The following is a 24,984-nucleotide window of genomic DNA, read 5'->3' on the forward strand; positions in this document are numbered from 1 at the left end:
AGAGCGTGGACCCCTGGGTACCGCCCGGAAGTCGGATTCGGTTCGTTCTTGCAATTCATTCGGTTCACCGCTGCCGAGAATTCCTCGATACGTGCCATATCGAGGAAGGTTCTCCATGAACCGCTCAGCTCGCACGAGTGACCGTTTCGCCAAGACCCGTCGGCAGGGCGCCCAGGGGCGCCCCGGCGCCCGTTCAGGCGGCGACGGCCGCCGTCCCGCCGCACCGCAGGGCGAGTTCGCGCTGCCGGAGACCATCACCCCGGCCCTCCCCCCGGTCGCGGCCTTCGGTGAGCTGGATCTCCCCGTCGAGGTGCTGAACAAGCTCACCAGCCTCGGCGTGAACGAGCCGTTCCCGATCCAGGCCGCCACGCTGCCGAACTCCCTCGCGGGACGCGACGTCCTGGGCCGCGGGCGCACCGGATCGGGCAAGACGCTCGCCTTCGGCCTCGCGCTCCTCGTGCGCACGGCAGGACAGCGGGCGGAGGCCCGCAAGCCGCGCGCCCTGATCCTCGTTCCCACCCGCGAGCTGGCCCAGCAGGTCTCCGATGCGCTCACCCCGTACGCCCAGTTGCTGAAGGTGCGGCTGGCCACCGTGGTCGGTGGTATGTCGATCGGGCGGCAGGCCGCCGCGCTGCGGGCCGGGGCCGAGGTTGTCGTCGCGACCCCGGGCCGCCTCACCGATCTCGTCGAGCGCAATGACTGCCGCCTCGACCGGGTGAGCATCACCGTCCTGGACGAGGCCGACCAGATGGCCGACATGGGTTTCATGCCCCAGGTCACCGAGCTGTTGGACCAGGTGCGCCCCGACGGTCAGCGCCTTTTGTTCTCCGCCACGCTGGACCGCAACATCGACCTCCTGGTCCGTCGATATCTCCATGACCCGGTGGTCCACTCGGTCGATCCCTCGGCGGGCGCGGTGACCACGATGGAGCATCACGTGCTGCAGGTGCATGGCGCCGACAAGTACGCCACCGCCACCGAGATCGCCGCCCGCGACGGGCGCGTGCTCATGTTCCTGGACACCAAGCACGCCGTCGACCAGTTCACCAGGCACCTGCTGGGCAGTGGCGTGAAGGCCGCGGCACTGCACAGCGGCAAGTCACAGCCCCAGCGCACGCGCACGCTGGCCCAGTTCAAGACCGGTCACATCACGGTCCTGGTAGCGACCAACGTCGCTGCCCGCGGTATCCATGTCGACGATCTCGACCTCGTCGTCAACGTCGACCCGCCCAGTGACCACAAGGACTACCTGCACCGAGGCGGCCGTACCGCCCGCGCCGGTGAGTCCGGCAGCGTCGTCACGCTCGTTCTGCCCGGTCAGCGCCGCGACATGATCCGTCTCATGTCCGACGCGGGCATCCGGCCACACGTCACCCAGGTCCGTTCCGGCGAGGCGGAGTTGAGCCGTATCACCGGCGCGCAGGCTCCCTCCGGTGTTCCCATCGGCGGCAGCCGGCCGGTCGCGGAGCGACCCGAGCGCGGCGGTGCCCCCTTCCGGGGCCTGGGTACCCGCCCGGGCCGCGCCGGTGGCGAGTCCCGCCGGGCCGCCGAGGCACGCCAGACGGCCGAGGCCCGCAAGGCCGCTCGGGTTCGTCGAGGCGCGTAGTCCGAGCGCCTGAAACCTGCCCGCTTCTCCTGACCTGTCGATGAGCCTCCCTCGCCGAGGTTCACACGGAAGAGGGACATACGAGTGACGCGGTGACCTGTCCGGAACGTCTCGAACGCATCTCCGACCGGATGGGCAGCGGAAGGAAACGGCTGAGGTATCTGCTCGCGATCCTGATCGCCGAAGGGCTGACCAACCGCCGGACGGCCACGGTGCTGCGACTCGGTGAGGACGCGGCCACGGGCGACGAGAGCGGCCAACTTCCCACGATCGAAGGCCACATGGCGGTTCGGCCGCACTAGCACATGAGTCGGTCCGGGAAGCACATGTGTCTCACATATCCGCGCGACAGGAGCATCCGGTTCCAGTCGTGCGTACTATCTCTACACTGCTGCAGGCCGTGGCAGTTGTGTCCTGCGAGTGATTGGCCCATGTCATGTCTGAAGTCAGCTCCAACTCCCACTCCACAGAACTCACGTCGCAGTACATCGCCCAGGTGACGGGTGACCTTGAGCGCAATGCCAAGGAGCAGGAGCGTGTCGGTGCGGAGATCGAGGCCCTGCAGGAGCAGTTGCGTGCCCTGCGGCACGATCACACCGTGCTGGTGAACATGCAGGACGCGCTCGGCGGTCCCGGCTCGACCCCCGAGGCGGAGGCCGCGGCTGCGCCGTCCGTGCCTCACCAGGTCTCTGCCGAACCCAAGCAGAGCAAGGGGAAGAAGGCGGCCGCCACGGGCGCCAAGAAGACGGCGTCCAAGAAGCCCGCCGCCAAGACCGCATCCGTGAAGGCGTCCACGGCAGCGGCCAAGCCGACCCTCGTCGAGCTGATCCGAGGGCACCTGGAGAAGCAGAACGAGCCGCGTTCCGCCGCCGAGATCACCACCGCGCTCACACAGGCCCACCCCGACCGGAGCGTGAAGACCACGGTCGTGCGCACGACCCTCGAAGGACTGGTCGCCAAGAGCCACGCTCACCGCACCAAGCAGGGTTCGTCGGTCTTCTACACCACGGCAGTCACCTCGGATCCCGCGCCGGCCGAGCCGCAGCAGGAGACGGTGTCCGACTGAGCATCCGAGAATTCGTGCTGTACGACCCAGTAGTCGTCCTCCTCGGCCGAGGCGGCGCACAGGTGGTGGCCGTCCATCGAAACGGCGAGGAACACGGGGGAGCCCGTCACCGCGGCGATGCGTGAGGGCAGGTGCTCGCCGACCGGGTCCGTGACTGCCACCCAGCCGATCTCACTTCCGCCCGACAGGGGCGGAAGGATGAGGAACTCGCCCTTGTCGCCGTACAGCGCACTCGCCGAAGCGTCGTAGTGACGGAAGTAGTTGTAGTGGAGGCCCGTTTCGGGGTCGTAGTACTGGCGCCGACGACATCGGTGACGATGGCGAAGAAGCGGGAGTCGATCTCCTCCTGCGGGGCGTCGGCGGCGGTGACACGTTCCGTCCGGGCGAGGGGGCGCAGGCTCTGGTGGTCCCAGGTGAGGGTGACCGGGTGCGGCAACCGCGCGGAAGTGCTGGTCTGCTCGCACAGGGTCGTGCCGTCCCAGACGAACACCACCTGTTCGACGACGGTTTCGCCGTCCTGCGCCAGGCGGGAGTTTCCCGTACGTCGACCCAGCGGGTCGTAGGTGTAACGCCGGCGGGTGCCGTCCAGGGTGACCACCGAAGTGAGTCGGTCCTCGGCGTCCCACTCGTAGCGTCAGGTGTCGGGTTTGCGTGAGAGGCGAGTCTTCTGTCGGAGGACGATGCGGCCCAAGGCGTCATGTTCGTAGCGGACGTTGCCGGCTCGGGTGATGTGCGTGCCGGTGTAGGCGCGAGCGCCCACCGCCTCCTGGCCGGGGTGACCCGACGGCCAGGTCGCCTGTGTCCGGTTGCCCGCCTCGTCGTACGCATAGCTCTCGGTCCAGTCGGCCGCACGGACCGCCGTCACCCGGCCTGCCGTCCGCCTCCACGACTGCGTGGTCAGGCGGCCCTGGGCGTCGAAGGTGTGCTCCAGGGTGAGCCTCTCGCCGATGCGGCGGGTCAGTTCGCGGCCGGCCTCGCCGTAGGCGAAGTCGATGGCCCGGCCGGAGGCCGGCATGCCGGTGCGACGCCCGGCGGCGTCGTACGTCCACGTCTCGCTCGTGCCGACGGGGAACAGGCACTGGCCGGGGGCTTCGTGGTGCGGGCTTTGTCGCTCTATACGATGAGGCGTCCGGTGGGGGATTGGGGGAGAGACCATTGGGTTGGGCGGTGGACGAGCGTCGCGGTGATACCGGGGACGGTCATGCGTACGGCGACGGGTTCGACGACGACCGGTCGCCGTCCGCCGCGAGTGACGACGCGGGCGCGCGACCGCGCGGCCCGCTGCGCCGGTTCGCGCTGTTCGTCGGGCGCACGCTGTACGGCGAGTGGTACGGCATCGTCGTGGATCCGGTACGGCAACTCGTGCGCCGTGGGCTGTCCGGACTCCTGCTGGCGTTCGTGGCCGTCTTCGGGGTCATCTTCTTCCACGCGCTCGCCCAACATCCCACCGGTGCGGTGATCGTGCGGCTGATCGGCGGAGTGAAGGCCTGTCTGCCGCTGCCCCTGGCCCTGTTACGCACTCCGGTGTCGCTGTACGTGCCCGCCCTCGACCTTCCCGTGTGGGCGGGCATCACCCAGCTGTTCTTCGCCTTCGCGCTCGCCGAACTCGCCCTCGGCCGGGCCCGGACACTGGTCATCGCGTACGCCACCACCCTGGCCGGCACCCTCACGGTCCGCGTGATGATCGCGCTCGGCCCGGGCTGGTGGGGGCTCGGCCTGCCGCCCGAGATCGGGCAGGTCCTCGACACCGGACCCTCTGCCGCGGTGGTGGGACTGTTCACCTACCTGTCGGTCATCCGGCGCGCCCCCATCGTGTTCGCGCTCACCGGCGGCTCGATGGTGTGGGAGTCGATCGTCAAACCCAATCTGGCAGGCCGTGAGCACCTGATCGCCGTGGGCGCCGCGATTGTCCTGGCGGTGCTGCACGGGCGCTGCCGAAGACTGTGGGATTCCCTCGGCGCCCTGCTTTTCTCGGCATGGGAACGCAGTGGCCTGGAGCGGCTGTTCCCGCCACATGGTGAGGGGCGTACGCAGGGCGGAAGGACTCAACCGCGCTGAGGGTCCCCGACCGGGGACGGCCGTCCCCGCGATCGGAGGAGAGGCGTGTTCAGAGGGCGCGGTCGAAGAGGTCGAGCAGGGCTGCCCAGTGGCGTTCGGTGGCCTCGGCGTCGTACGCGGCGGTGTCGGCCATGGTGTAGCCGTGGTGCGCGCCGGTGTAGACCTCGCTGCGGTGGCGGACACCCGCCTCGGTGAACGCCTTGTCGAGGCGCTCGATCTGCTCGGGCGGCAGGGAGGCGTCCTGGTCGGCGTGGCCGAAGTACAGCTCCGCGGTGACCCGCCCGGCGAGCAGGTGCGGGCTGTCGGGCGCGTCGGTCGCCAGCCGGGCGCCGTGGAAGCCGGCCACGGCCGCGACCCGCTCGGGATAGGTGCCGGCGGTGCGCAGGGCCAGGCCCGCGCCCATGCAGTAGCCGGTGGTGCCGACCGGTCCGTCGGCGGCCTGCGGGCAGGCCGCCAGCCAGGACAGATAGGCGTCGGCGTCGCGCATGGCCAGTTCGGGTGTCAACTCCCGGATGATCGGCATGAGTTGCTCGAACAGCGCCGGTCGGCCGGCCGCGTCGATGAAGTCGGGCAGCTCCACCACCGGGGCCGGCCCGTGGCGGTAGAGGAGGTTGGGAACCAGCACGGTGTAGCCGGCCCCGGCGAGCCGGTCGGCCATCTCCTTCAGCCGGGGGCGCAGTCCGATGGCGTCCATGTAGAACAGCACCGCGGGGTGGGCGGTGTTGTCGTCGGGGTGGGCCAGATAGGCGTCGGCCGCGCCGTCCTGGGTGGGGATGTTCACGGAGGTTCCGCGTACGTCACGTACCTCGGTCATGGGCGTCCCTCTTCTTCTCTCGGGCGTCTTAGGGGCGTCTTCCGGGCGTTTCGGGGTGCCGCGCGGATCTCCGACGGCCACCTGATCGCGGCGGTCCCGTCGAGCAGTCTGGCACTCGTGGTGCGCTCGGTTCGGCAGGGCCCCGCTGTCGTTCCCGTGGCCGGAGCCGCCGTCATGCGCAGACGGATTCCTGGCGCGCCGCCGGACGCGTACGAGCCTGGTACCGACAGTCCCAGGAAAGCCGGGCTACTGGTTGTGCGCATCGTCCGGTCGCAGGGTGGAGTCATGACGACAACACTCATCACCGGAGCGAACAAGGGGCTCGGCCACGAGACCGCCCGCCGGCTCGTCGCCGCGGGTCACACGGTCTACGTCGGCAGCCGGGACGCCGAACGCGGACGCCGGGCCGCCGAACAGCTGGGCGCCCGGGCCGTCCAGCTCGATGTCACCGACGACGCGTCGGTGCGGGCCGCCGTGAAGGCCGTCGAGGCCGAGGGCGGGCTTGACGTACTGATCAACAACGCGGGCATCGAGTCGAGGGGCGAGGGCAACTCCGTGCTCGGCGCCGCGGACGTGACCGCCGACGTGATGCGGGAGACGTTCGAGACGAACGTCTTCGGCATGGTGCGCGTCACCCACGCCTTCCTCCCGCTGCTCCAGGCCTCGGCCGCCCCGGTGGTGGTCAACGTCAGCAGTGGGCTGGCCTCGCTGGCCCGGGTGAGCGATGCGAGCACCCCGGCGTACGCCTACCCCGGCGTCGCCTACCCGGCTTCGAAGACCACCGTCAACATGATCACCGTGCAGTACGCGAAGGCGTTCCCGAACATGCGGATCAACGCGGTGGAGCCCGGCTTCACCAAGACCGACCTGAACGGGAACACCGGCATCCAGACTGTCGAGCAGGGCGCCGAGATCATCGTCCGGATGGCACAGATCGGCCCCGACGGTCCCACCGGGGGCTTCTTCGACGCCGAAGGCACCCTTCCCTGGTAGTCCCAGCCGGTACGTCACCACGTACGCGTGCCAGACCCCGCGACCGCCACTCCGCCACTCAGCCCCACCGCCACTCAGCCCCACCGCCCCACCGAACAAACAGGAGCATCGACATGACCGTGCAGTCACTTCACGGCGGAACGTTCACCATGGCCAAGGACCTGACGGTCACCCGCATGGGCTACGGCGCCATGCAGCTCGCCGGTCCGCACGTGTTCGGGCCGCCGGCCGACCGGGACGCCGCCGTGGCCGTTCTGCGCGAGGCGGTCGAGCGGGGGATCACACACATCGACACCTCCGACTTCTACGGCCCCTACGTCACCAACCAGATCATCAAGGAAGCGCTGCACCCCTACCCGGCCGGCCTGCACATCGTGACCAAGGTCGGAGCACTGCGGGACGCCGAGGGAGGCTGGCCGAAGGCGCTGTCGCGCGACGAGCTGCGCCAGGCCGTGCACAGCAACCTCGAGAACCTGGGCCTGGACGCACTCGACGTCGTCAATCTGCGGGTCGGAGGGCTCGACGCTCCCGAGCCGGGTTCGCTCGCCGAACCGTTCACCGTGCTCGCGGAGCTCCAGCAGGAGGGGCTGATCAGGCATCTCGGTGTCAGTACCGTCTCCGCCGAGCAGATCAGGGAAGCCCAGTCCATCGCGCCCGTCGTGTGTGTGCAGAACTTCTACAACCTCGCGAACCGCGCCGACGACGCGCTGATCGACTCCCTGGCCGAGCAGGGCATCGCCTACGTGCCCTACTTCCCCATCGGCGGTTTCTCCCCGCTGCAGTCGGACACCCTGCACGCGGTCGCGGGCCGGCTGGAGACCACTCCGGTCGCCGTCGCCCTGGCCTGGCTGTTGCAGCGTTCCCCGAACATCCTGCTCATCCCCGGCACCTCCTCGGTGGCACACCTGCGTGACAACGTCGCCGCTGCCGCTCTGGTCCTTCCCGAGAAGGAGCTGGCCGAGCTGAACGGGATCGCGGTGTGAGGAATGCGGAGTCGTCACGCCCGAGGCACGGGCGTGGCGACCCCGTGGCGGTGTCCGGCGCGCCCTTTGCCCGCGCCGTGTGCTCGCACCGTTCGATACGAACTTGTTTTTCACGAACATGTTCGTTATCCTTGTGCGGCATGACTCCAGAGAAGCCCGCTCCGATCAGCCGACGGGAACGCCCGGCGAAGCCCGCCCTGACCAGGCAGGGAATCATCGACGCCGCGCTGGCGATCCTTCGTGACGAGGGGCTGGGCAAGGTGACGATGCGCCGCATCGCCGCGGCCCTCGACACCGGGCCCGCGTCGCTCTATGTCTACGTCCGCAACACGGGGGACCTGCACGCGCAGATCCTCGACTCCCTGCTGGGGCCGGTGAAGGCGCCCGCGCCGGAGGCCGGGACCTGGCGGGACCGGTTGAAGGCGCTGCTGGTCGGCTATGGAGAGGTGCTCTTCCGGCACCCGGAGATCGCCCGGATGGCGATGTCCACGCAGCCGAGCGGCCCGAACTACCTGGCGCTGGTCGACGCGATCCTCGGCCTCCTCGACGAGGGCGGGGTGTCGGGCCGGGAAGCGGCCTGGGCCATGGACCTCCTGCTGCTGTATCCCACCGCCGTGGCCGTCGAACACAGCTCCCCGAAGTCCGCCACGCAGGAGTCCGACGAGTTCTCCGCCCTGGCCGCGAAGATCGCCACCGCGGACCCGGCGCGCTACCCCCACATCGCCCGGCTCGGCGACACGCTCGTGTCGGGAGACGGCCCGAGCCGCACCGACTGGGCTCTGGACGTCATCCTGGACGGAGTCCTCGCCGCGGCCTCTCGCGCGTCGGCCGAACAGCGCGGCTGGTGAGAGTGGGGTGTGTGTTTCCCCTGTGTTGCAAGTCGCGCCCGAATGTATGTCTAGGGTTGATCCGTAAGCGCGGGCAAGCAGCGAGGGCCGTGACCAGGCTCTCGGAACATGTCTCCGGCGGTACGGACAACGCGAGTTCAGCGCCTCGCACCTGAGAGTGGTTGTCGTGGCGGCAGGCGGTTGAGTGCCGGAGCCCGCGGGGGAGCCGCCCGCGGTCTGTGCCGCGGGTGAGGGAACGACAAGGGGTGTTGATGGAAGGCGCGGATCTTCCAGTGGGGGACCGGTGCGCACCGGTCCGTGACGTCGCCGATCAGTTGGCGCGGTAGGCGCCTGTGCGGTGGGACGAGGGCCGCGAGGACGCGGGGGGATCGACACAGGCGCAGGACCCGGAGCAAAGTCACCGCGGAACGGGTGGCCGCGCCGCGGGCCGGGCCGTCCCCTGGGTCATGCGACAGCAACGCAAGGGCATACGACCCCATATCGTCGTCCTGGCGGCGTGGACGTTGCTCTGGTTCCTGCTGGTGCAGAGACACGGGGGGATCTCCTGGCACTACCTGCGCACCGGGGGCCAGCTGCTCTTCGGCGCCGTTCCGGGTGGCGGCCTGGCCATCTACGCCAACCATCCGGAGTTGCAGATAGGCCCCGTGAGCTTTCTGGCGGCCGCGCTGTTCGCCCCGCTGCCACCCCACATGGCGGAGGTGCTGGCGGAGGCGGTGATGTCCGCACTCGGCCTCTACATGCTGGTTCTGGTCGGCCGCACTGCGGCCGACCACAACCGCGGCACGGGACTCAACCACCGCCGACTCCAGCAGCGGGTGCTCGTGGCAGGGGTGGCCTTCATTCCCATGTGGGTCGAAGTGGCGGTCCGCTTCGCCCACTTGGACGACGTACTCGCGCTGTTCTTCACCACTCTGGCCGTACGTGCCCTGGTGCGGGGCCAAGGGCGCACGGTGGGCATCATGCTCGCGCTGGCGGTGGACTCGAAACCCTGGGCGCTGGCGTTCGCGGCTCTGCTGCTCGCCCTCCCGGCCGCGCAACGACGCAACTCCGCGCTCTGGACGGTCGGCCTGGTGGCCGTCGCGTGGCTGCCGTTCTACGTCACCCATCTCAACTCGGCTGCCGCCGCCAGATTCACCATCGCCAACCAGCCCGCTTCGGCGCTGCGTTGGCTGGGCGTCCTGGCCCCGGCCACGCCCTGGTGGGACCGCCCGGCCCAAGTACTCCTGGGACTCGGTCTCGGCGCGCTGGCGGTACTCAGAGGCCGCTGGCCCGCGGTCGTGCTGCTCGGCGCCGATGCCCGCATCGCACTGGACCCGAGTGTCTACACCTACTACAGCGCCTCGATCCTGCTCGGCACCCTGCTGTGGGACGCGGTCGGGCAGCGTCGTTTGGTGCCGTGGTGGAGCTGGATCGCCCTGCTCTCTCTGTACGGCAGCACCTTGTTGGTGCCCTCGGACCGTGTCTGCGGCCTGATCCGGCTCGCCTTCGCCGCCGGTTCGGCGGGCTACGTCCTGCTCGGGCCCGTGCCACGCCGCCGGCGAACCATGACGGAGGCTCCTTCTCCGGCGTCCCCCCAGCTGTGACTACCATCCGCAGGGATGAATGGGTTGATGAATGTCACACGGCTAAAAACCTCCCAATTCAGGCATAGGCGTATTTACCGCCCACCGAGGTCTCTTCCGTCCCTGTAGCGTCGCCGTCATTCGGGATTCGAGATGGGCCCGCGCATGGGCTCCCGATGTGACCGCAGACACAGAGCAGGGAATCTTCATGCCGGACATGCACGCACTGCGCCGCGCGCGGCGTGGACTGGCCGCGACCGCGGCCGCCGGGTCGGCGCTCGCGGCGCTCTTCGCCGCCACCCCGGCCCAGGCGAGCACCGCCGACGCCACCTCCGCAGCCACCGCCACCGTCGGCGGCTCCCAGGTGAAGTGCACCTCGCAGCGGCCAGGGCTCGCGGCCCGGCTGTCCAAGGACATCGCGGGTGCCCTGCACGGGCGGGACCACGCCGCGGCGCTCGCGCTGTACGACCGCACCACGGGGACCTCCTGCGGCTTCCGGGCCGACACCGCCTTCGACTCGGCGAGCGTGGTCAAGGTCACGATATTGGGGGCGCTGCTGCGCCAGAGCATGGAGCAGCACCGGGCCCTGACCGCTCACGAGGTGGAACTGACCACCGCCATGATCACCAAGTCGGACAACGACGCGACGAACGCCCTCTGGCACCAGATCGGCCACGCCGGCATCCAACACTTCCTGACCCTGGCCGGGATGGGGGACACCGTCCCCGGGCCCAAGGGCTACTGGGGGCACACCCAGGTCACGGCCGAGGACCAGCTGAGGCTGCTCCGACTGCTCACCTCGGACAACTCCGTCCTCGACCAGGACGCGCGTACGTATGCCCTCCGGCTCATGAACCGGGTCGTCCCCGAGCAGCGTTGGGGAACGCCCGCCGGGGCCCCCGCGACGGCGACCGTTCAGGTCAAGAACGGCTGGCTGCCGCGCGACACCCACGGCTGGCGGGTGCACAGCGTCGGCGCGTTCACCGGCGGCGGCCACGACTACGGAATGGTCGTGCTCTCCCAGGACAACCGCACGATGGCCGACGGCGTCACGACCGTCGAGGGCGCCGCCCGTGCCGTCAACCGGGACCTGAACACCTCAACTGCCGCGTAGGCATTCCCCTTTCGCGCCGATCAGTCGGAGGTTAGGCTGCGGGCAGCGAGTGTGATTCCCGAGGAGTCGAGACATGCCCGGTCGTCCGAGCGCGCGTTGACGTCGTAGGCCCTGAGCGGCCCGTCATCGCGTGCTGCCCTTGATGCGCGGCACAGCGAGCCTTCCCCCACCTGAACCGTCTGCGTCCTCGACGTGCGCCGGGTGGCGGGCTCTGTCTTGCGCGACCCAAGGGGTTTCCTGTGCCGGACGCTTCCTCCTGTCCGCCCTCCTCGTCCTCGTCCTCCCCGTCTTCCTCCGCGTCCGGCTCGGGGCGTCCTGTTCCGTCGGCCCTCCGGCGCGACGCCGACTTCCGCCGGCTGTGGGTGGGGCAGACGGCCTCCCAACTCGGCGAACACGCGAGCCTGGTGGTCCTTCCGCTGATCGCGGTTCTCACCCTTGACGCCGATGCCGGCCGGTTGGGCGTCCTGCGCGCGGTGGGGCAGGCACCGACCCTGCTGCTCGCGCTCCTCGTCGGCGCGTGGGTGGACCGATGGCGGACCCGCACGGTGATGGTGCTGGCGGACCTCGGCCGGGCCCTGGCGCTGGGCGGCGCCGCCCTGGCCGGACTCCTCGGCGGGCTCGGCCTGCCGGCACTCCTCGTGGTCGCCTTCACGGTCGGGGCCCTGTCGGTGTTCTTCGACGTGGCGTACCAGGCCTCTCTCGTACGACTGGTGGAACGCGACCGGTTGACGCGGGCCACCAGCGCGATCGAGGGCAGCCGCTCGGCGGCGCAGATCATCGGCCCCGCCCTGGGCGGCGCGCTGGTGTCCCTTCTGTCGGCGCCGATCGCCGCCGGGTCCTGCGCCCTGTCCTTCGCGGGGTCGTTCCTTTCGATCCGGCGGATCCCGCGCAGCGAATCGGTCCCCGAGCGGTCGGGACGGGCCCCTCGGGTCTGGCGCCGGATCCACGAGGGCCTGCGCTTCGTCGCCGGGGACACCTGGCTACGGACCGTGGGTCTGGCCTCGACCGCCTTCCAGTTCTCCTTCGCGGCGACGATGACCGGCTATCTGCTCTTCCTGCCACGGGACTTGCACCTGTCGGGCAGCGTCGTGGGGCTGACACTCGCCGCCACGGGGCCGGGCGCGCTCCTGGGTTCTGTACTGGCCGCCCGGCTCCCGGGCAGGTTCGGTCACGGCGTGGTGCTCGTGTCGGCGGCGGCGCTCGGCGACGGCGTGATGCTGTGCGTGCCCGCGCTGAGCGGCCCCTCCGCGGTGACGATCCCCTCGCTCGTCGCGGTCAACTTCGTGTTCGGGACCTTCGGCCAACTGGTGAACGTCACGGTCATGGCCGTGCGGCAGGCCGTCACCCCGGACGGGATGCAAGGCCGCGTGGCCGCGACGATCACGTTCGTCGGCATGGGGGCCGCCCCGCTCGGCTCGCTGCTCGGCGGCTTTCTCGCGGGGGAGTGGGGGCTGCGCACCAGCCTCCTGGTGACGGCCGCCGGCATGATGCTGTCCCCGGCGCTGATGGCCCTGTCCCCACTCGCCCGCCTGGGACGCGAGCTGCCCCCGCCGGACGTGCCGCCCGGCCATCGCCCCCTCCCACCGGGCTGAGCGGTCGCGGAGGCGGCGTTCAGCCGCCGAGGCCGCTCACCTCTCCGTCTTCGACCCGTTCGGGTAGCGGTCGCGCATGGCGGGGCTCGCCGCCGGGCCCGCCGTGAAGACGAAGGCGTCGCTGTTGTCGAGCCGGCGGCCGGTCCTGGCGTCGACGACGACGGGCTCGACCTCCTCGCCGCTGTCCGCGTCGACGAGGATCATGCTGCGCTCCCGCGGTGCCAGCCGGGAGTTGCCCCAGGCGGCCAGGGCGACGATCACCGGGCGGAGCGAGCGACCGAGCTCCGTCAGGACGTACTCGTGGCGTACGGGGTTGGTCTGGTACGGCCGACGCTCCAGCAGTCCGTCCGCGACGAGGCTCTTGAGCCGGGCCGTGAGCATGCTGGAGGAGATTCCCAGGTTCTCCTGGAACTGGTCGAAGCGGGTGTAGCCGTCGAAGGCGTCGTGGAGGATCAGCAGCGTCCACCACTCGCCCACGTGCTCCACCGTCGTGGACAGCGGGCACTCCCGGTCCTCCAGCCTGATCCGGCTCGCCACGGCGACCGCCCCTTCAGTTACTGCTAAAGTCGAAGTTAGTACCTTCTATTTTAGCAGTAATGGGCCGGCGCTGCTCGGCATGCCCGCACCCGGGAACGGAGCCACCATGACCAACCACCCCGGCGAATCCCTCGACGGCCGCCGTGCCCTCGTCACCGGCGGTACCAAAGGCAGCGGCGCCGCCATCGCCCGGCGCCTCGCCCAGGCCGGCGCGACCGTACTCGTCACCGCCCGCAGCCGTCCCGACGAGATCGAAGAGAAGACGTTCATCGCCGCCGACCTGTCCACGGCCGACGGCGCCGCACAGGTGGTCGGTGAGGTGGAGGCCCGGCTCGGAGGTGTCGACATCCTGGTCAACACCCTCGGCGGCTCCGAGGCGCCCGCCGGGGGTTTCGCGGCACTCGGCGAGGACGACTGGGCCAGGGAACTGAACGTCAACCTGCTGGCCGCCGTCCGCCTGGACCGCGGGCTGCTGCCCGGCATGATCGCGGCCGGAAAGGGCGCCATCGTGCACGTCACATCGATCCAGCGCCGCATGCCGCTGTGGAACGGAACCCTCGCGTACGCCGCCGCCAAGGCCGCCCTCACCACCTACAGCAAGGGCCTCGCCAACGAGGTCGCCCCGCACGGCATCCGCGTCAACACCGTCTCACCGGGCTTCGTCCAGACCACCGCCGCCGACCACCTGGTCGCCAGGATCGCCCACGACGCCGGCATCACCCAGGACGCGGCACTGGCCCGGCTCATGGACTCCCTCGGCGGGATCCCCCTCGGCCGTCCCAACCGTCCCGAGGAAGTGGCCGAACTCGTCGCCTTCCTCGTCTCCGACCGCGCCTCGGCCATCGTCGGCGCCGAGCACGTCATCGACGGCGGCACTACCCCCACGGTGTGAACCGCCCTCACCCACAGCACCTGAAAGACCCCACCACCGGGAGGCCCGCCATGAAGCACGACCAGCACCGAGCCATCGCTCCGGACACCCTGCCCGAGGTGATCACCCGCTATCTCGCGGCGCACCGCGCCCACGACACCGCCGTGGCCATCGCCACGTTCACCCAGGACGCCACGGTGATCGACGACGGCAACACCTACCAGGGCACCGCCGCCGTCGAGCGGTGGCTGAACCGGTCGGCGACCGAGTTCACGTACACCATCGATCTCACCGGGGCCGAGCGCACCGACGCGAGCCACTACACCGCCACGCACCACCTCGAGGGCGACTTCCCCGGCGGAACCGTCGACCTGCGCTACCGGTTCACGCTCCGCGGCGACCTCGTGGAACGCCTCGTCATCGAACCCTGAAGCCACTCCCACCTCTAGCTCGAGGCCAGTTTGCGGAGTATCAGGGCGGAGAGCGGCGTGGGGAGGGCGCGCAGGGTGCGGACCAGGGTTGTCGTGGTCCAGGGGAAGTAGGCCTGTGCCGGTTCTCTTTCCAGGGCGCGTACGACGTGTCGTGCCGCGCGCTTCCGGCTGACCTGGAAGGGCTTGGGGAGACCGTCGGCGCCGACGCGGTCGGTTGCGACGAAGCCCGGGTGGACGCTGGTGAACCGGATGCCGTGGGGCGCGAGTTCGACGCGGGCGGTGTCGATGAGGGTGCGGGCAGCGGCCTTCGCGGCGGAGTAGGGGCCCTGGCGGGGGATGCCCATCAGGCCGGCCAGCGAGTTGGTGTGGGCGATCAGGCCTCCGGCGCGCTGGGTTTTCATCTGTGCGATCAGCGGGACGATGTAGTGGACGACGACGTCGTAGTTCAGGGCCGTGATCCGTGCGATGTCGGCCACGGTGACCTGGTCCATGGACATGTCCGGTCCCTGGCCGGCGTTGAGGAGCGCGATGTCGACGGATCCGTACTCCGCGACGCACGCGGCCACCACGGCGGAGGCCGCCCCCGGGTCCAGGGCGTCGGCGGCGATGTCCAGGCAGGCGCTGCCCGCGGCTCGGATCTCCTTGGCCACGGAGGCGAGTTCGGGCGCGCGCCGTGCCGTGATGACCAGCCGGTTGCCGTGGTGCGCGAGTCGGCGTGCCACCTCCGCGCCGATGCCCGAGGAGGCACCGACGATCAGGACGGTTCGGTCGGTGATGCGGGTCATGGTGTCACCTTGCCCGCAGGACGGGCCGTCACAGGAAGTGCCGGCCCTCGCCCCGGTACGTCGGCACGGTGTCGACCACCTCGCCGCCGCTGACCAGGTGGAGTTCGCCGACCCGCTCGCACAGTTCACCGGCCTTGGCATGCCGCAGCCACACCCGGTCTCCGATGCGCAGGACCTGCGCGGGCTTGCCGAGCAGCGGGGTCTGCACCTCGCCCGCCGCTTCGGTGGCGGTGACGCGCAGGCCGGGGGGCCAGGCCAGGGTGGGCAGCCGGTCCTTGCCGGGCGGCCCTGACGCGATCCATCCGCCGCCCAGGAGCGTCGCGATCTTCGGGGAGGGGCGGCGTACGACCGGCAGCACGAAGTACGCGGCGGGGACGGGCCGGAAGGACCGGTAGAAGTCGAAGAGCCCGGGACCGTACAGGCCGGAGCCCGCCGCGAGTTCGGTGACGGCGTCCTCCCGCGTGGTGGTCTCCAGGCTGCCGGTGCCGCCGCCGTTGACGAACCGCAGCGGGGTGACGGCACGTACGGCGGCGACCGCGGCCTCCCGTCGGTGGCGCAGTTCCTTGACGGAGGAACGCTGCATCGCGCGCACGACGGCCCGCTTGAGCAGCGAACCGGGCTGGTTGTCGCCGAGGCCGGCGACCTGGCCCTCGTACCCCATGATTCCGGTCAGTTCGAAGCCCGGACGGGCCGCGACCTCGCGGGCGAACGCGGCCGCCTCTTGCGGGGTGTGCACCGGGGACCTGCGCGGCCCGAGGTGGAGTCGGCCGCCCGCCAGTCGCAGGGCGGCGTCCAGCTCCAGGCAGACGCGGACACGGGTCTGCCGGGGGCCGGTCGCGGCGTCCACGAGGTCGAGGTGCTCGACGGAGTCCACCATCAGGGTGATCCGGGAGGCGAGTTGTTCGTCGGCGGCCAGCCGGCGCAGGGCGGTGGCGTCGGTGGTCGGGTAGCCGACGACGACGTCCTCGAACTCCTCGGCCAGCCACAGGGCTTCGGGCAGCGTGAAGCCGAGGATGCCCTGGAACCCGGGGCGGGCGAGAGCCCGGCGGATGAGGGCGCGCGAGCGCAGCGACTTGCTCGCGAGCCGTATCGGTTTGCCGCCCGAGCGGCGTTCGAGGTCGACGGCGTTGGCGTCGAAGGCGTCCAGATCGATGACGCCGAAGGGCGGCTCCAGGTCCGCGGTCGCCGCCCGCAACCGGTCGAAGCGCCCCTGTTCCGCGGGGGCGGACCGGGCCGGGGTGGTGGCGGTGTCGGTGGTCATCGGTTGGTGTCTCCTCGCTCGCGCACCACGGCCGTGGCCGGGGCGATGCTCCTACTGCGGCGTTCCGCCATGGCCGCCACCTTGGGGATCACGAAGCGCATCAGCCGGGGGAACACCCCGGCGACCCGCTGAACGCGTCCGCCGACGGCGGGGTGGACGACTTCGACCGGCTTCTTCACGATCGCGTCGACGATGACCGAGGCGACCTTCTCGGGGGTGAGCGGCTTCTCGGCGAAGGTGATCACCGCGCTGGGGTCGGCCATCTCCTGCTCCAGCATCGGCGTCCGGGTGCCGGGCGGGTGGATGATGCTGAACGTCACCGGTCCGCCCCGTTCCTCGATCGCCACGCTGTGGTGGAAGGCGCGCAGCCCGTGCTTGGTCGCGCCGTAGGTGGTGTAGCCGGACAGCGGCAGGAACGAGCTCATGCTGCAGACGGTGATGATGTGCCCGTGCCCCTGGGCGCGCATCCGGGGCAGCGCGGTCAGCGTCCCGGTCATCGGGCCGAGCAGGTTGACCTCGACCATGTGGCGGTGCTGTTCCAGGGACAACTGGCGTGCGTATCCCGTGTGGATGATCCCGGCGTTGTTGACGAGAACCTCGACGGGGCCGAGCCGGGCCGCGACGGCGTCGAAGGCCTCCTCCCAGGCGTCCTGGTCACGGATGTCGAGGGAGACAGCGCAGGCGGCGGGGCCGAGTCGGTGGGTGAGGCGGGAAGCACCGGCCAGGTCGATGTCGGCGAGGGCGACCCGATGGCCGCGGCGCACCGCCTCGCGCGCGGTGGCGGCGCCGATGCCACTGGCCGCGCCGGTCACCAGGACCACGCTCATCGCGGCCTCTCCTGGCATGTGCCGCCGCTGCCGTACGAGGTGTCGTCGTGGGCGCCGTACGAAGTGCCGTGGGCGGCATCGCCCGTTCGATGTCCGTGCATGTGAACTCCCAGGAGGCGGGCGGGGGATGTCCCCGTGGACGGAGTGCGCGTGTCCGCGAGCGAAGGGGGCGGGCCCGCTGTCGGGGAGGGCCCGTGCGTCCGCGGTCAGGACGGCAGGACGTACGCCTCCAGCCGTGCGCCGTCGAGCTGTGCCGCGCGCTCCGGGTCGTCGGTGGGGACGGTGGCGGCGTACAGGGTGTCGCCGCGCGGGCCCGCGACCAGGCAGCTGAGCGTACGTTGGCTGGTGGCGACGCGGTCCAGGATCGTGCCGCCGGGGCCGACCCGGACGCACTCGCCGCGCAGCGCGTTGGCGACCCAGGCCGTGCCGTCCTTGCCCGGTGCGATGCCGTCCGGGGCGATGGGGGTGTCGGAGCGGTCGGCGATCGCCTGGTGGTCCAGCAGGGACGAGACCCGCCGGGTGATCCGGCCACGCAGCCCGGGACGGTTGAGGGACTGCCACAGCCAGGCCGGGACCAGCGGAGCCCAGGGACGTGGCGGGCCGAGCCGTCCGTCCGGCAGCACGGGCAGCGCGGTGAGCCGCATCGCCAGTGTCTCGGCGACCAGCAGGGTCCGCCCCTCGTCGATGAGGAAGCAGCCGTTGGGGAACACCAACGGCTCGCTCAGGCCCAGCAGTTCGCCCTCCGGTGACAGGCAGGCGAGCGGGGCCCTGGGCGGGCCCGGCGGTGCGTAGAGCATGGCGTTGGGCCGCTGTCGGACGAAGCCGTGGTAGTCGAAGCCGAAATTGCCCACGTAGGCGCGGCCCTGCCCGTCGACGAGCATGTCGTTGACCGGGCCGCCGGCGATGTCGCCGAGGTCCGCGTGCACGACCAGGGAGCCGTCCGGTTCCTGGCGGTGGACGCGGCGTCCGTCCATCGAGACGACCAGCATCCGCCCGTCGGGCAGCCAGCCGAGGCCGCCGGCCCGGCCGGGGACCTCCAGGACGGTCTCCGGTTCCCCGAGGGTGTCCCAGCGGTGCACCGTCCCGTGGGCGAAGTCGCAGAACCACAGCGCGCCGTCGTGCCAGCGCAGGGACTCCAGCGTGCCGAATCCGTCCAGAACGACAGTGGCTTGCGGTCGCACTTCCGCCTCCTGAGGGGGCTCGTGCCAGGCGTCGGGTTCCGCTACGGTCGCCCACCGCGCGGAAGTAAGTCAAGAGTCTTGGACGCTTGACTTACTTCTTGGCGGATCCGCGCTCCGAGCCGACGTGCGGCCCGTGGGTCTGGCTATCCTGGCGGACGAACCCGCAGGTGAAGAGGGGAGATCGTGTGTCCCGTATGGCGGCGAGCGACCGGAGGGCCGAGCTCCTCGAGGCCGCGATCCGGGTCATGACGCGTGACGGCGTGGCCAAGGCCACCACCCGTGCGATCGTCAACGAGGCCGGTATGACCCTCGGGGCCTTCCACTACTGCTTCGACTCCAGGGCGCAGCTCCTCGAACGCGTCACCGAGACCCTCACCGAGCGCTACGTCGCCGAGGTCCGGGGCCTGTTCGCGCCGCACAGGGACATCCGCGACAGCGTCCTCGACAGCCTGCACGCGTTCTGGAAGGGGTTCGAGGCCAACCCCGGCGAGCATCAGATCAGTTACGAGCTCACCCAGTACGCGCTGCGCAATCCCGGCTTCGAGAACATCGCCAGGAGACAGTACGAGATCTTCCTGGCCGCCTTCGCCTCCCTGCTCGAACTGGCCGCCGACAACGCCGGGATCGAGTGGACGCAGCCCGTGCCGATCCTCGCGCGGTACGTGCACTCGGTGATCGACGGCCTGAACATGACCTGGCTCGTCGACCGCAACAGCGACCACAGCCAGGCGGTTCTGCACCTGCTCGCCGACCACCTTCTCCAGTACGCCCGACCGTCGGCGGCCTGACGCGTGCGCCGTCGGCGGCTTGGAATGGGCTATGATCGATCTTGAGCAGACCGCCGGAAGTCTCGGCGGCAGACCTCGCGTTGGTGGTCCAAGGAAAGACGCCCCGCTTCCTGCGGGGAGATGCAGGTGCAAGGCCTGCCCGGCGCTCCACAGAACCCCGCCTCCGGTACTCCGGAGGCGGGGTTCGCTCGTTGCGGCCGGTGCCGTCAGCGGTCCCGGAGGGGCGCGTTCGAGGTGCGGGTCCAGGAGAGGACGCCGGTGAGCGCGATCCGCAGGAGGGCGCGCAGTTCGACGTGCAGGGGGGCCCTGCCGTCGGCGGCCTGCGTCCACCGGTAGAGAAGCCCCAGGTAGGCGTCGCGCAGCATGTTGCCCGCCACCACCGGGTCGATGTCGCGGGCGATGTCCCCGCGGGTCTGCCCCATCGTGATGACCTGGGTGAAGACGTGCCCCGCGTAGTCGGGCTCCTCGAGGAGGGGCTGGCCCGACCTGACCCAGGCGGTCAGCATCACTCGGGTGAGGTCCGGCTCCGCTTCGTTGAAATCGGCCAGGGCGGCCATGCACCGTTCCAACTGGACGGTGGCGTCGTCGTCCTTGTGCGAGAGCGACTTGTCCATGAAGGTCCGCAGGTCGTCCTGGCGCTGCTCCGCCCACGTCGTGACGACGTCTTCCTTGCGCTGGAAGTGATTGAAGAACGTTCCCCGGGCGACATCGGCGCGTTCCGCGATCTGGTCGATCGTCGTGCGTTCGTACCCCTGCTCGGCGAAGAGCTCCAGAGCTGCCGTGTACAGGCGGTCGTGCATGCGCTGCCTGCTCCGTTCCCGCCGGCCGGGGGGACGTACGGGCTGGGAATTCTCAACCGTCATCGGCTCTCTCTTTCTCTCGGCTCCGACCGGACGTCTCCGCGAACCTTCGGAGTCGACGACGGGCATCCCTACCGTCGTGCCAAGAGACCGGGTCCACGGCGACCGTATCGGTATACCGTAGTCCATTAATGCATTGCGGTTCTAGGTGCGGTACGTGACGCGTTGAACGCAGGAGCGGTCGTACCGCGTGTAGCGCGGTACGACCGCTCCTGCTGAAGGCGACGTGGTCGCCAGGACAGGCCTCAGCGGCCCTAGGGCGCCGCCTCCTCGCGGAGGTCGGCCGCGATGGCGGCGGCGCTCTCGTTGCCCAGCAGACGGCTGGTCGGGAGATCCACCCCGAGTTCCCGGTGCAGGATGCGCCTGAGCTGGGTCGCCATCAGCGAGTCGAGGCCCAGGTCGCGCAGTGACCGCCGTGGATCGACCCGGTCGACGGTGGTGCCGAGCATCGTCGCGGTATGGATGAAGAGGCGCTCCGCGGGCGGACGGGAGGCGTGCGACCGGTCGGCCTCCGCTTTCGGCAGGGGAGCCCGCTCGACGGGAGGAAGCGCCGCGGGCGCCGGCGCGGTGGCCGCCGTCATCGCGTCGGGTTCGTGGTGCGCCGCGTCGGACCGGCCCGGCGACCGGACCATCGCGATGCCCTCGAACTCGGCGAGCACACGCCCGTCCGGCGCGGTGAGCAGGACATCGCAGCGGGTACGGTCCCGGTCGGCTTCGGGGGCCGAGCGGGCCGTGCTCCAGTACTCGCCGCCAGGTGCGTCGGCCAGTAGGACGCGGGCGAAGGAAAGGGGCAGATGGGCCCGCGTCGGGTCGTCCGCCGCCGTGGAGTGCGGCCAGGCTCCCAGCATGGCCAGCAGACCGGCCTCCAGAGCGCCGCTCACCGCACCCGAGGGCGCGTGCAACCGCGCCACCGCCTCGCCCTCCCGCCGCCACACCTGTCGTACGGTGCGCAGCGCCGGGGCGACGGAGTACCCGCGGGCCTCCGCCCGCCGGTAGAACTCGGCGCCAGGCACGTACTCGCCGCACCGGGTCAGCGCGCCGTCCAGCGGGGCGAGCCCGGAGGCGTGGGCCGGTGTCGCCGCCGCCCGTGCGGTTCCCGCCACGCACAGGGCGGGCGCGCCGGACCCCTCGGAGACCACCTCGACCGCGAAGGTGAACTCCCCTTCTCCCGTAAGGGGTTTCCTCTCCCCGGCCAGCGAGTCCCTTGCCCCGGCCGATCGATCCAACCGGATCCGCACCGTGGTCCGCGGAGCGTCGGACAGGAGCGGCAGCCCGTCACCGATGCGGGTGTCGAGCAGCTCGACCGGTCCCTCGCCGACCAGGTCGCGCACCGCCTCGGCGACCGCCTGCAGAAACACCGCGGGCGGCACGGGGGACAGTCCGCGCACCGACACACCCGTGTCCAGGTCCGCGACGCCCAGCCGCGACAGCCGGACCTGACGTTCGTACAGCCGCACCGGAGCCGTCGACGGGACGCTCTCGACGCGGTGGTCCTCCGCATCCCACGTGTACAGCGGCAACGGTATTCGGCGTTTGTCGTCGCCGTACCAGCGCCGCCAGTCGACCCGGGCGCCGAGGGAGAACGCCCGGCCCATCGCACGGGCGGTCGCCGTCGCCTCGCTCTGCAGCCGGACCAGCGTGGTCACCACCTTCGGCGCCACGCCGGCCGCGCTCTGCACGTCGTCGATCGCCTGGGCGAGCAACGGATGCGGGCTGACCTCCACGAAGATCACGTCCCGGGTTTCGGCGAGCTGCCGCACGGTTTCGGCGAAGCGCACCGGACGGCGCAGATTGTCCACCCAGTAGGCCGCGTCGAGGTCGGCGCCCCGCACGGAGGCGCACCGGACGGTGGAGACCATCTCCGTCCGCGGCGGCGCCGGCGCCACGTCCGCCAGCCGTGCCAGCAGGTCGTCGCGTATCTCGTCCATGAGGGGGGAGTGGGAGGCGACATTGACCTTGACCCTGCGGCACAGGACGTCGCGCCGCTCCAACTCGCCGGCGATCTTGTCCAGTACGACGGCGTCGCCGGCCAGCACGGTGGCGCTGGGCGAGTTCTCCACCGCCACGCACACGTCGTCGCCGTACGCCTCGACGAGCTCGTGCGCCTCGGTGGGGGACAGCTCCGTGGCGAGCATCGCGCCGCGGCCCGCGAGGCGCTGCATCAGGCTGCTGCGGCGGCAGATCACCCGCGCCGCGTCCCGCACGGACAGGGCACCGGCCACGCACGCGGCCACGGCCTCTCCCATGCTGTGTCCGACGACCAGGTCCGGTTCCACCCCCATGCCGCGCCAGTGGGCCGCGAGCGCGACCTCCACGGCCCACAACGCGGGCTGCACCTTCTCGACGGCGTCGGCGAGCTCCGCGCTGTCGTCCAGCAGCAGGTCCACGACCGACCAGCCGAGCTCCTCGCGCACCGCCGCGTCGCACTCCGTCAGTGCCGCGCGGAAGGCGTCGGAGGTCCGCAGCAGTTCCCGGCCCATGCCGCGCCACTGCGAACCCTGCCCGGAGAAGACGAAGGCGACCTCGCGCGGACCGTCGAAGCCCGCCTCGTGCATCCCGCCGTCGGGCGTCGGCTCATCCGCCGCCAGGGCGCGCAGTACGTCGGCCAGGGCGTCGTGCGAGTGGCCGACGGCCCACAGACGGAAGGGGTGTGCGTCCCGGCCCGTCGCAGCCGAGCGGCAGATGTCCCGCAGCCGTTGGCCGCGGCCGGGCCCGTCCGGCCCCAGATGCTCGGCGTGGCGGGCGGCCAGCCGGCGCAGGGCCGTGGGGGTGCGGGCGCTGAGGACGAGCAGGTGCGGGCCCGCGTCCTCGGCCGACCGCGGTGTGTCGGTGTCCGGGCGTGATGCCGCTTCTTGGACGTACTCGCCTATCACCGCGTGCGCGTTGGTCCCCGACAGGCCGAACGAACTCACTCCGAGCACCGCGCGGTCGCCCCTGGGGCGCAGTGGCGTGTTGCGGTCCGCCACCGTGACGGGGAAGCCGGGCTCCGTGAGCTGGGGGTGGGGTGACGTCAGGTGGAGCGAGGCGGGCACCGTGCGGTGCTTGGCCACGAGCACCGTCTTGATGAGGCCCGCGATGCCGGCGGCGGCCTCGGCATGGCCGATGTTGGTCTTCACCGAGCCCACCAGCAGCGGTGCCCCGGCGTTGTCCTCGGCCCCCAACGCCTCGGCCAGCGCCCGCAGTTCCACCCCGTCACCGACGGTCGTACCGGTGCCGTGCGCCTCCACGTAGTCCACCTGGGACCCGCTCACCCCGGCGCTGCGCCAGGCGGAGCGGACCATCGCCACCTGCCCGGACACCGCGGGCTGCAGGAGCAGGCCGCTGCCGTCGCCGTCGTTGGTCACCGCGCTGCCCAGCAGCAGGGCGTGCACCGGATCGCCGTCCGCGAGCGCGTCGGACAGTCGCTTGAGCAGGACTGTGCCCACGCCCTCGCTGCGCACGAAGCCGTTCGCGGAGCTGTCGCCGAACTTGCACCGGCCGTCCGGCGCGAGCATCCGCCCCTGGGAGTAGGCGACCGCGTCGGTGGGCGTGAGGATCGTGTTGACCCCGGCGGCGACGGCCAGTTCGCACTCCCCGGTGAGCAGGCTCTGGCGTGCGCTGTGCAGGGCGACCAGGGAGGACGAGCAGGCGGTGTCCAGCACCAGGCTGGGCCCGCGCAGGTCGAAGGCGTGGGAGACGCGGCCGGCGGTGACGGCGCGCAGCCTGCTGCCCGCCATGGCCCGCACCTCCGCCGTGGCCGACGGTCCCGTCGCGTCGCCGTATTCGGCGGTCGCCTGTCCGACGAACACTCCGGTGCCGCTGCCGCGGACCGTGGAGGGCGGGATGCCGGCGTCCTCGAACGCCTCCCACACGACGTGCAGGAGCAGGCGCTGCTGCGGGTCCATGGTGCGCGCCTCGCGCGGCGATATCCCGAAGAAGGCGGCGTCGAAGTCGAACACGCCGTCCAGGAAGCCGCCGTGACGGGAGATCAGCCGGTCGGGCGTGCCGGGCCGCGGGTCGTACCAGGCGGCGACGTCGAACCTGTCCCGCGGCACCGGTACGACGGCATCGGTGTTGCTCTCCAGCAGTTTCCAGAACTCCTCCACCCCTGGTGCCCCGGGGAACCTGCATCCCATACCGATGATCGCGATCGGTTCGACTGTGTTCACATCCGCGCCTTCCTGACGAGTCAGTAGTCCAAATCTATACCGAAGAACAAACTTGATCCGAAGTCCTTTTGATGAAGGTGTCGTTAAGGGCGGGTCATGGCGGAGGGATCGTGTGTAACAAACGCCACATGAACGGATTTTGACGGCGCCTTTGCGCACGAGGTGCCCGTGGCCCCACCGGGGCGCCCTGGGGATTCCGGTGACCTCGAGTCGACTATTGAACTCCAGTACATCTATGTGCTTCAGTTGCGACGCGATCCCCACCACCGAGTGCGAAGGAGCAGGCATGCTCACCACCAGGAAGCTGGGCCGTCAGGGGCTGGAGGTCTCGGAGCTCGGCCTCGGCTGCATGGGAATGAGCCAGTGGTACGGCGCCACGGACGACCGTGAGTCGGTCGCCACCGTCCACCGGGCACTGGAACTGGGCTACACCCTCTTCGACACCGCCGAGGCCTACGGTCCCCACGACAACGAGGTGCTGCTCGGCCGCGCCCTCGCGGGCCGCCGTGAACAGGCCCTCATCGCCACGAAGTTCGGCTTCCCGATGAAGCTGAAGGACGGCACGACGGCCGAGGCCGACAGCCGTCCCGAGCACATCGTCGAGGTCGTCGAGGCCTCCTTGAAGCGCCTCGGAACCGACTACATCGACGTGCTCTACC

The 24,984-nt window shown here is 70.8% G+C and carries 23 protein-coding genes and 1 pseudogene; 14 read left to right on the top strand and 10 right to left on the bottom strand.

Annotation, left to right across the window (positions count from 1 at the left end; all coding sequences use genetic code 11):
- Positions 1 to 115 precede the first annotated feature (115 nt).
- The 3 genes from KVT44_RS32525 (at position 116) to KVT44_RS32535 (ending at position 2,672) form a co-directional block, all read left to right on the top strand.
- Positions 116 to 1,606 (top strand): DEAD/DEAH box helicase, encoded by a 1,491-nt coding sequence (locus KVT44_RS32525; protein ID WP_190169201.1) that lies wholly within the window; start codon positions 116 to 118, stop codon positions 1,604 to 1,606.
- Between the two features lie 92 nt (positions 1,607 to 1,698).
- The gene (locus KVT44_RS32530; protein WP_190169202.1) at positions 1,699 to 1,908 is read left to right on the top strand and encodes a hypothetical protein; all 210 of its coding nucleotides are present in this window, start codon (positions 1,699 to 1,701) and stop codon (positions 1,906 to 1,908) included.
- A 134-nt stretch (positions 1,909 to 2,042) separates the two neighbouring features.
- The gene (locus KVT44_RS32535; protein WP_217570746.1) at positions 2,043 to 2,672 is read left to right on the top strand and encodes a hypothetical protein; all 630 of its coding nucleotides are present in this window, start codon (positions 2,043 to 2,045) and stop codon (positions 2,670 to 2,672) included.
- Here KVT44_RS32535 and KVT44_RS32540 read toward each other — a convergent pair.
- Entirely contained in the window at positions 2,606 to 2,833 is a 228-nt protein-coding gene (locus tag KVT44_RS32540) for a hypothetical protein (RefSeq protein WP_254650200.1), read from the bottom strand. The two genes, KVT44_RS32535 and KVT44_RS32540, sit on opposite strands and share 67 nt — an antisense overlap.
- 81 nt (positions 2,834 to 2,914) lie before the next feature.
- A pseudogene (locus KVT44_RS32545) lies at positions 2,915 to 3,723 on the bottom strand (type IV secretion protein Rhs); the annotation flags it as partial.
- Between the two features lie 245 nt (positions 3,724 to 3,968).
- Between KVT44_RS32545 and KVT44_RS32550 the strand changes: the two are divergent.
- Complete coding sequence (locus tag KVT44_RS32550) at positions 3,969 to 4,730, top strand: hypothetical protein (RefSeq protein WP_254650195.1); 762 nt, start codon at positions 3,969 to 3,971, stop codon at positions 4,728 to 4,730.
- A 49-nt stretch (positions 4,731 to 4,779) separates the two neighbouring features.
- On the opposite strand, the gene KVT44_RS32555 is transcribed toward KVT44_RS32550, so the two are convergent.
- A complete protein-coding gene (locus tag KVT44_RS32555) occupies positions 4,780 to 5,544 on the bottom strand; it encodes a dienelactone hydrolase family protein (protein WP_217570748.1) in 765 nt (254 codons plus the stop codon).
- A gap of 285 nt (positions 5,545 to 5,829) precedes the next feature.
- On the opposite strand from KVT44_RS32555, the gene KVT44_RS32560 reads away from it, so the two are divergent.
- From KVT44_RS32560 to KVT44_RS32585, 6 genes are all read left to right on the top strand, one after another.
- A complete protein-coding gene (locus KVT44_RS32560) occupies positions 5,830 to 6,537 on the top strand; it encodes an SDR family NAD(P)-dependent oxidoreductase (RefSeq protein WP_099925846.1) in 708 nt (235 codons plus the stop codon).
- Positions 6,538 to 6,650: 113 nt separating this feature from the next.
- On the top strand, positions 6,651 to 7,520 hold the full coding sequence (locus KVT44_RS32565; protein WP_217570750.1) for an aldo/keto reductase family oxidoreductase: 870 nt from the start codon (positions 6,651 to 6,653) through the stop codon (positions 7,518 to 7,520).
- Positions 7,521 to 7,660: 140 nt separating this feature from the next.
- Entirely contained in the window at positions 7,661 to 8,368 is a 708-nt protein-coding gene (locus KVT44_RS32570; RefSeq protein ID WP_217570752.1) for a TetR/AcrR family transcriptional regulator, read from the top strand.
- A 446-nt stretch (positions 8,369 to 8,814) separates the two neighbouring features.
- On the top strand, positions 8,815 to 9,951 hold the full coding sequence (locus KVT44_RS32575) for a hypothetical protein (RefSeq protein ID WP_217570754.1): 1,137 nt from the start codon (positions 8,815 to 8,817) through the stop codon (positions 9,949 to 9,951).
- A gap of 196 nt (positions 9,952 to 10,147) precedes the next feature.
- Positions 10,148 to 11,044 carry a serine hydrolase gene (locus tag KVT44_RS32580; RefSeq protein WP_217570819.1) on the top strand — a complete coding sequence of 299 codons (897 nt, stop codon included), beginning with the start codon at positions 10,148 to 10,150 and terminating at the stop codon, positions 11,042 to 11,044.
- A gap of 239 nt (positions 11,045 to 11,283) precedes the next feature.
- Positions 11,284 to 12,636 (top strand): MFS transporter, encoded by a 1,353-nt coding sequence (locus KVT44_RS32585; protein WP_217570756.1) that lies wholly within the window; start codon positions 11,284 to 11,286, stop codon positions 12,634 to 12,636.
- 36 nt (positions 12,637 to 12,672) lie between these two features.
- Here KVT44_RS32585 and KVT44_RS32590 read toward each other — a convergent pair whose 3' ends face one another.
- Positions 12,673 to 13,173: a helix-turn-helix domain-containing protein gene (locus tag KVT44_RS32590; RefSeq protein ID WP_180293106.1), complete on the bottom strand. Its 501-nt coding sequence runs from the start codon at positions 13,171 to 13,173 to the stop codon at positions 12,673 to 12,675.
- Positions 13,174 to 13,279: 106 nt separating this feature from the next.
- Here KVT44_RS32590 and KVT44_RS32595 point away from each other — a divergent pair, with 106 nt between their 5' ends.
- Both KVT44_RS32595 and KVT44_RS32600 read left to right on the top strand, forming a co-directional pair.
- A complete protein-coding gene (locus tag KVT44_RS32595) occupies positions 13,280 to 14,065 on the top strand; it encodes an SDR family oxidoreductase (protein WP_217570758.1) in 786 nt (261 codons plus the stop codon).
- Between the two features lie 50 nt (positions 14,066 to 14,115).
- On the top strand, positions 14,116 to 14,475 hold the full coding sequence (locus KVT44_RS32600; RefSeq protein WP_217570760.1) for a nuclear transport factor 2 family protein: 360 nt from the start codon (positions 14,116 to 14,118) through the stop codon (positions 14,473 to 14,475).
- 14 nt (positions 14,476 to 14,489) lie between these two features.
- Here KVT44_RS32600 and KVT44_RS32605 read toward each other — a convergent pair whose 3' ends face one another.
- The 4 genes from KVT44_RS32605 to KVT44_RS32620 form a co-directional block, all read right to left on the bottom strand.
- Positions 14,490 to 15,260: an SDR family oxidoreductase gene (locus KVT44_RS32605; RefSeq protein ID WP_217570762.1), complete on the bottom strand. Its 771-nt coding sequence runs from the start codon at positions 15,258 to 15,260 to the stop codon at positions 14,490 to 14,492.
- 28 nt (positions 15,261 to 15,288) lie between these two features.
- Entirely contained in the window at positions 15,289 to 16,521 is a 1,233-nt protein-coding gene (locus KVT44_RS32610) for an amino acid deaminase/aldolase (RefSeq protein WP_217570764.1), read from the bottom strand.
- The gene (locus tag KVT44_RS32615) at positions 16,518 to 17,348 is read right to left on the bottom strand and encodes an SDR family oxidoreductase (RefSeq protein WP_217570766.1); all 831 of its coding nucleotides are present in this window, start codon (positions 17,346 to 17,348) and stop codon (positions 16,518 to 16,520) included. Before KVT44_RS32615 ends, KVT44_RS32610 begins: the two co-directional genes overlap by 4 nt.
- A gap of 206 nt (positions 17,349 to 17,554) precedes the next feature.
- Complete coding sequence (locus KVT44_RS32620; RefSeq protein ID WP_217570768.1) at positions 17,555 to 18,529, bottom strand: SMP-30/gluconolactonase/LRE family protein; 975 nt, start codon at positions 18,527 to 18,529, stop codon at positions 17,555 to 17,557.
- A gap of 194 nt (positions 18,530 to 18,723) precedes the next feature.
- Between KVT44_RS32620 and KVT44_RS32625 the strand changes: the two genes are divergently transcribed.
- On the top strand, positions 18,724 to 19,317 hold the full coding sequence (locus tag KVT44_RS32625; RefSeq protein WP_054228878.1) for a TetR/AcrR family transcriptional regulator: 594 nt from the start codon (positions 18,724 to 18,726) through the stop codon (positions 19,315 to 19,317).
- Positions 19,318 to 19,523: 206 nt separating this feature from the next.
- Here KVT44_RS32625 and KVT44_RS32630 read toward each other — a convergent pair whose 3' ends face one another.
- Positions 19,524 to 20,117, bottom strand: coding sequence for a TetR/AcrR family transcriptional regulator (locus tag KVT44_RS32630; protein ID WP_217570770.1), 594 nt, complete (start codon positions 20,115 to 20,117; stop codon positions 19,524 to 19,526).
- A 314-nt stretch (positions 20,118 to 20,431) separates the two neighbouring features.
- Positions 20,432 to 24,325, bottom strand: coding sequence for a type I polyketide synthase (locus tag KVT44_RS32635; protein WP_217570772.1), 3,894 nt, complete (start codon positions 24,323 to 24,325; stop codon positions 20,432 to 20,434).
- Between the two features lie 286 nt (positions 24,326 to 24,611).
- On the opposite strand from KVT44_RS32635, the gene KVT44_RS32640 reads away from it, so the two are divergent.
- Positions 24,612 to 24,984, top strand: a 373-nt coding sequence (locus KVT44_RS32640) for an aldo/keto reductase (RefSeq protein WP_217570775.1), incomplete at its 3' end; no start/stop codon positions are given.

Origin of the sequence: Streptomyces sp. GbtcB7 (assembly GCF_019091445.1) — a bacterium.
In the GTDB taxonomy this organism is placed as follows: Bacteria; Actinomycetota; Actinomycetes; order Streptomycetales; family Streptomycetaceae; genus Streptomyces; species Streptomyces mirabilis.

Coding starts and splice junctions, on each gene's coding strand:
- KVT44_RS32595 (WP_217570758.1), top strand. CDS start 13,280: ATGACCAACCACCCCGGCGAATCCCTCGACGGCCGCCGTGCCCTCGTC.
- KVT44_RS32560 (WP_099925846.1), top strand. CDS start 5,830: ATGACGACAACACTCATCACCGGAGCGAACAAGGGGCTCGGCCACGAG.
- KVT44_RS32610 (WP_217570764.1), bottom strand. CDS start 16,521: ATGACCACCGACACCGCCACCACCCCGGCCCGGTCCGCCCCCGCGGAA.
- KVT44_RS32600 (WP_217570760.1), top strand. CDS start 14,116: ATGAAGCACGACCAGCACCGAGCCATCGCTCCGGACACCCTGCCCGAG.
- KVT44_RS32525 (WP_190169201.1), top strand. CDS start 116: ATGAACCGCTCAGCTCGCACGAGTGACCGTTTCGCCAAGACCCGTCGG.
- KVT44_RS32605 (WP_217570762.1), bottom strand. CDS start 15,260: ATGACCCGCATCACCGACCGAACCGTCCTGATCGTCGGTGCCTCCTCG.
- KVT44_RS32570 (WP_217570752.1), top strand. CDS start 7,661: ATGACTCCAGAGAAGCCCGCTCCGATCAGCCGACGGGAACGCCCGGCG.
- KVT44_RS32565 (WP_217570750.1), top strand. CDS start 6,651: ATGACCGTGCAGTCACTTCACGGCGGAACGTTCACCATGGCCAAGGAC.
- KVT44_RS32580 (WP_217570819.1), top strand. CDS start 10,148: ATGCACGCACTGCGCCGCGCGCGGCGTGGACTGGCCGCGACCGCGGCC.
- KVT44_RS32615 (WP_217570766.1), bottom strand. CDS start 17,348: ATGAGCGTGGTCCTGGTGACCGGCGCGGCCAGTGGCATCGGCGCCGCC.
- KVT44_RS32630 (WP_217570770.1), bottom strand. CDS start 20,117: ATGCACGACCGCCTGTACACGGCAGCTCTGGAGCTCTTCGCCGAGCAG.
- KVT44_RS32575 (WP_217570754.1), top strand. CDS start 8,815: ATGCGACAGCAACGCAAGGGCATACGACCCCATATCGTCGTCCTGGCG.
- KVT44_RS32625 (WP_054228878.1), top strand. CDS start 18,724: ATGGCGGCGAGCGACCGGAGGGCCGAGCTCCTCGAGGCCGCGATCCGG.
- KVT44_RS32535 (WP_217570746.1), top strand. CDS start 2,043: ATGTCTGAAGTCAGCTCCAACTCCCACTCCACAGAACTCACGTCGCAG.
- KVT44_RS32555 (WP_217570748.1), bottom strand. CDS start 5,544: ATGACCGAGGTACGTGACGTACGCGGAACCTCCGTGAACATCCCCACC.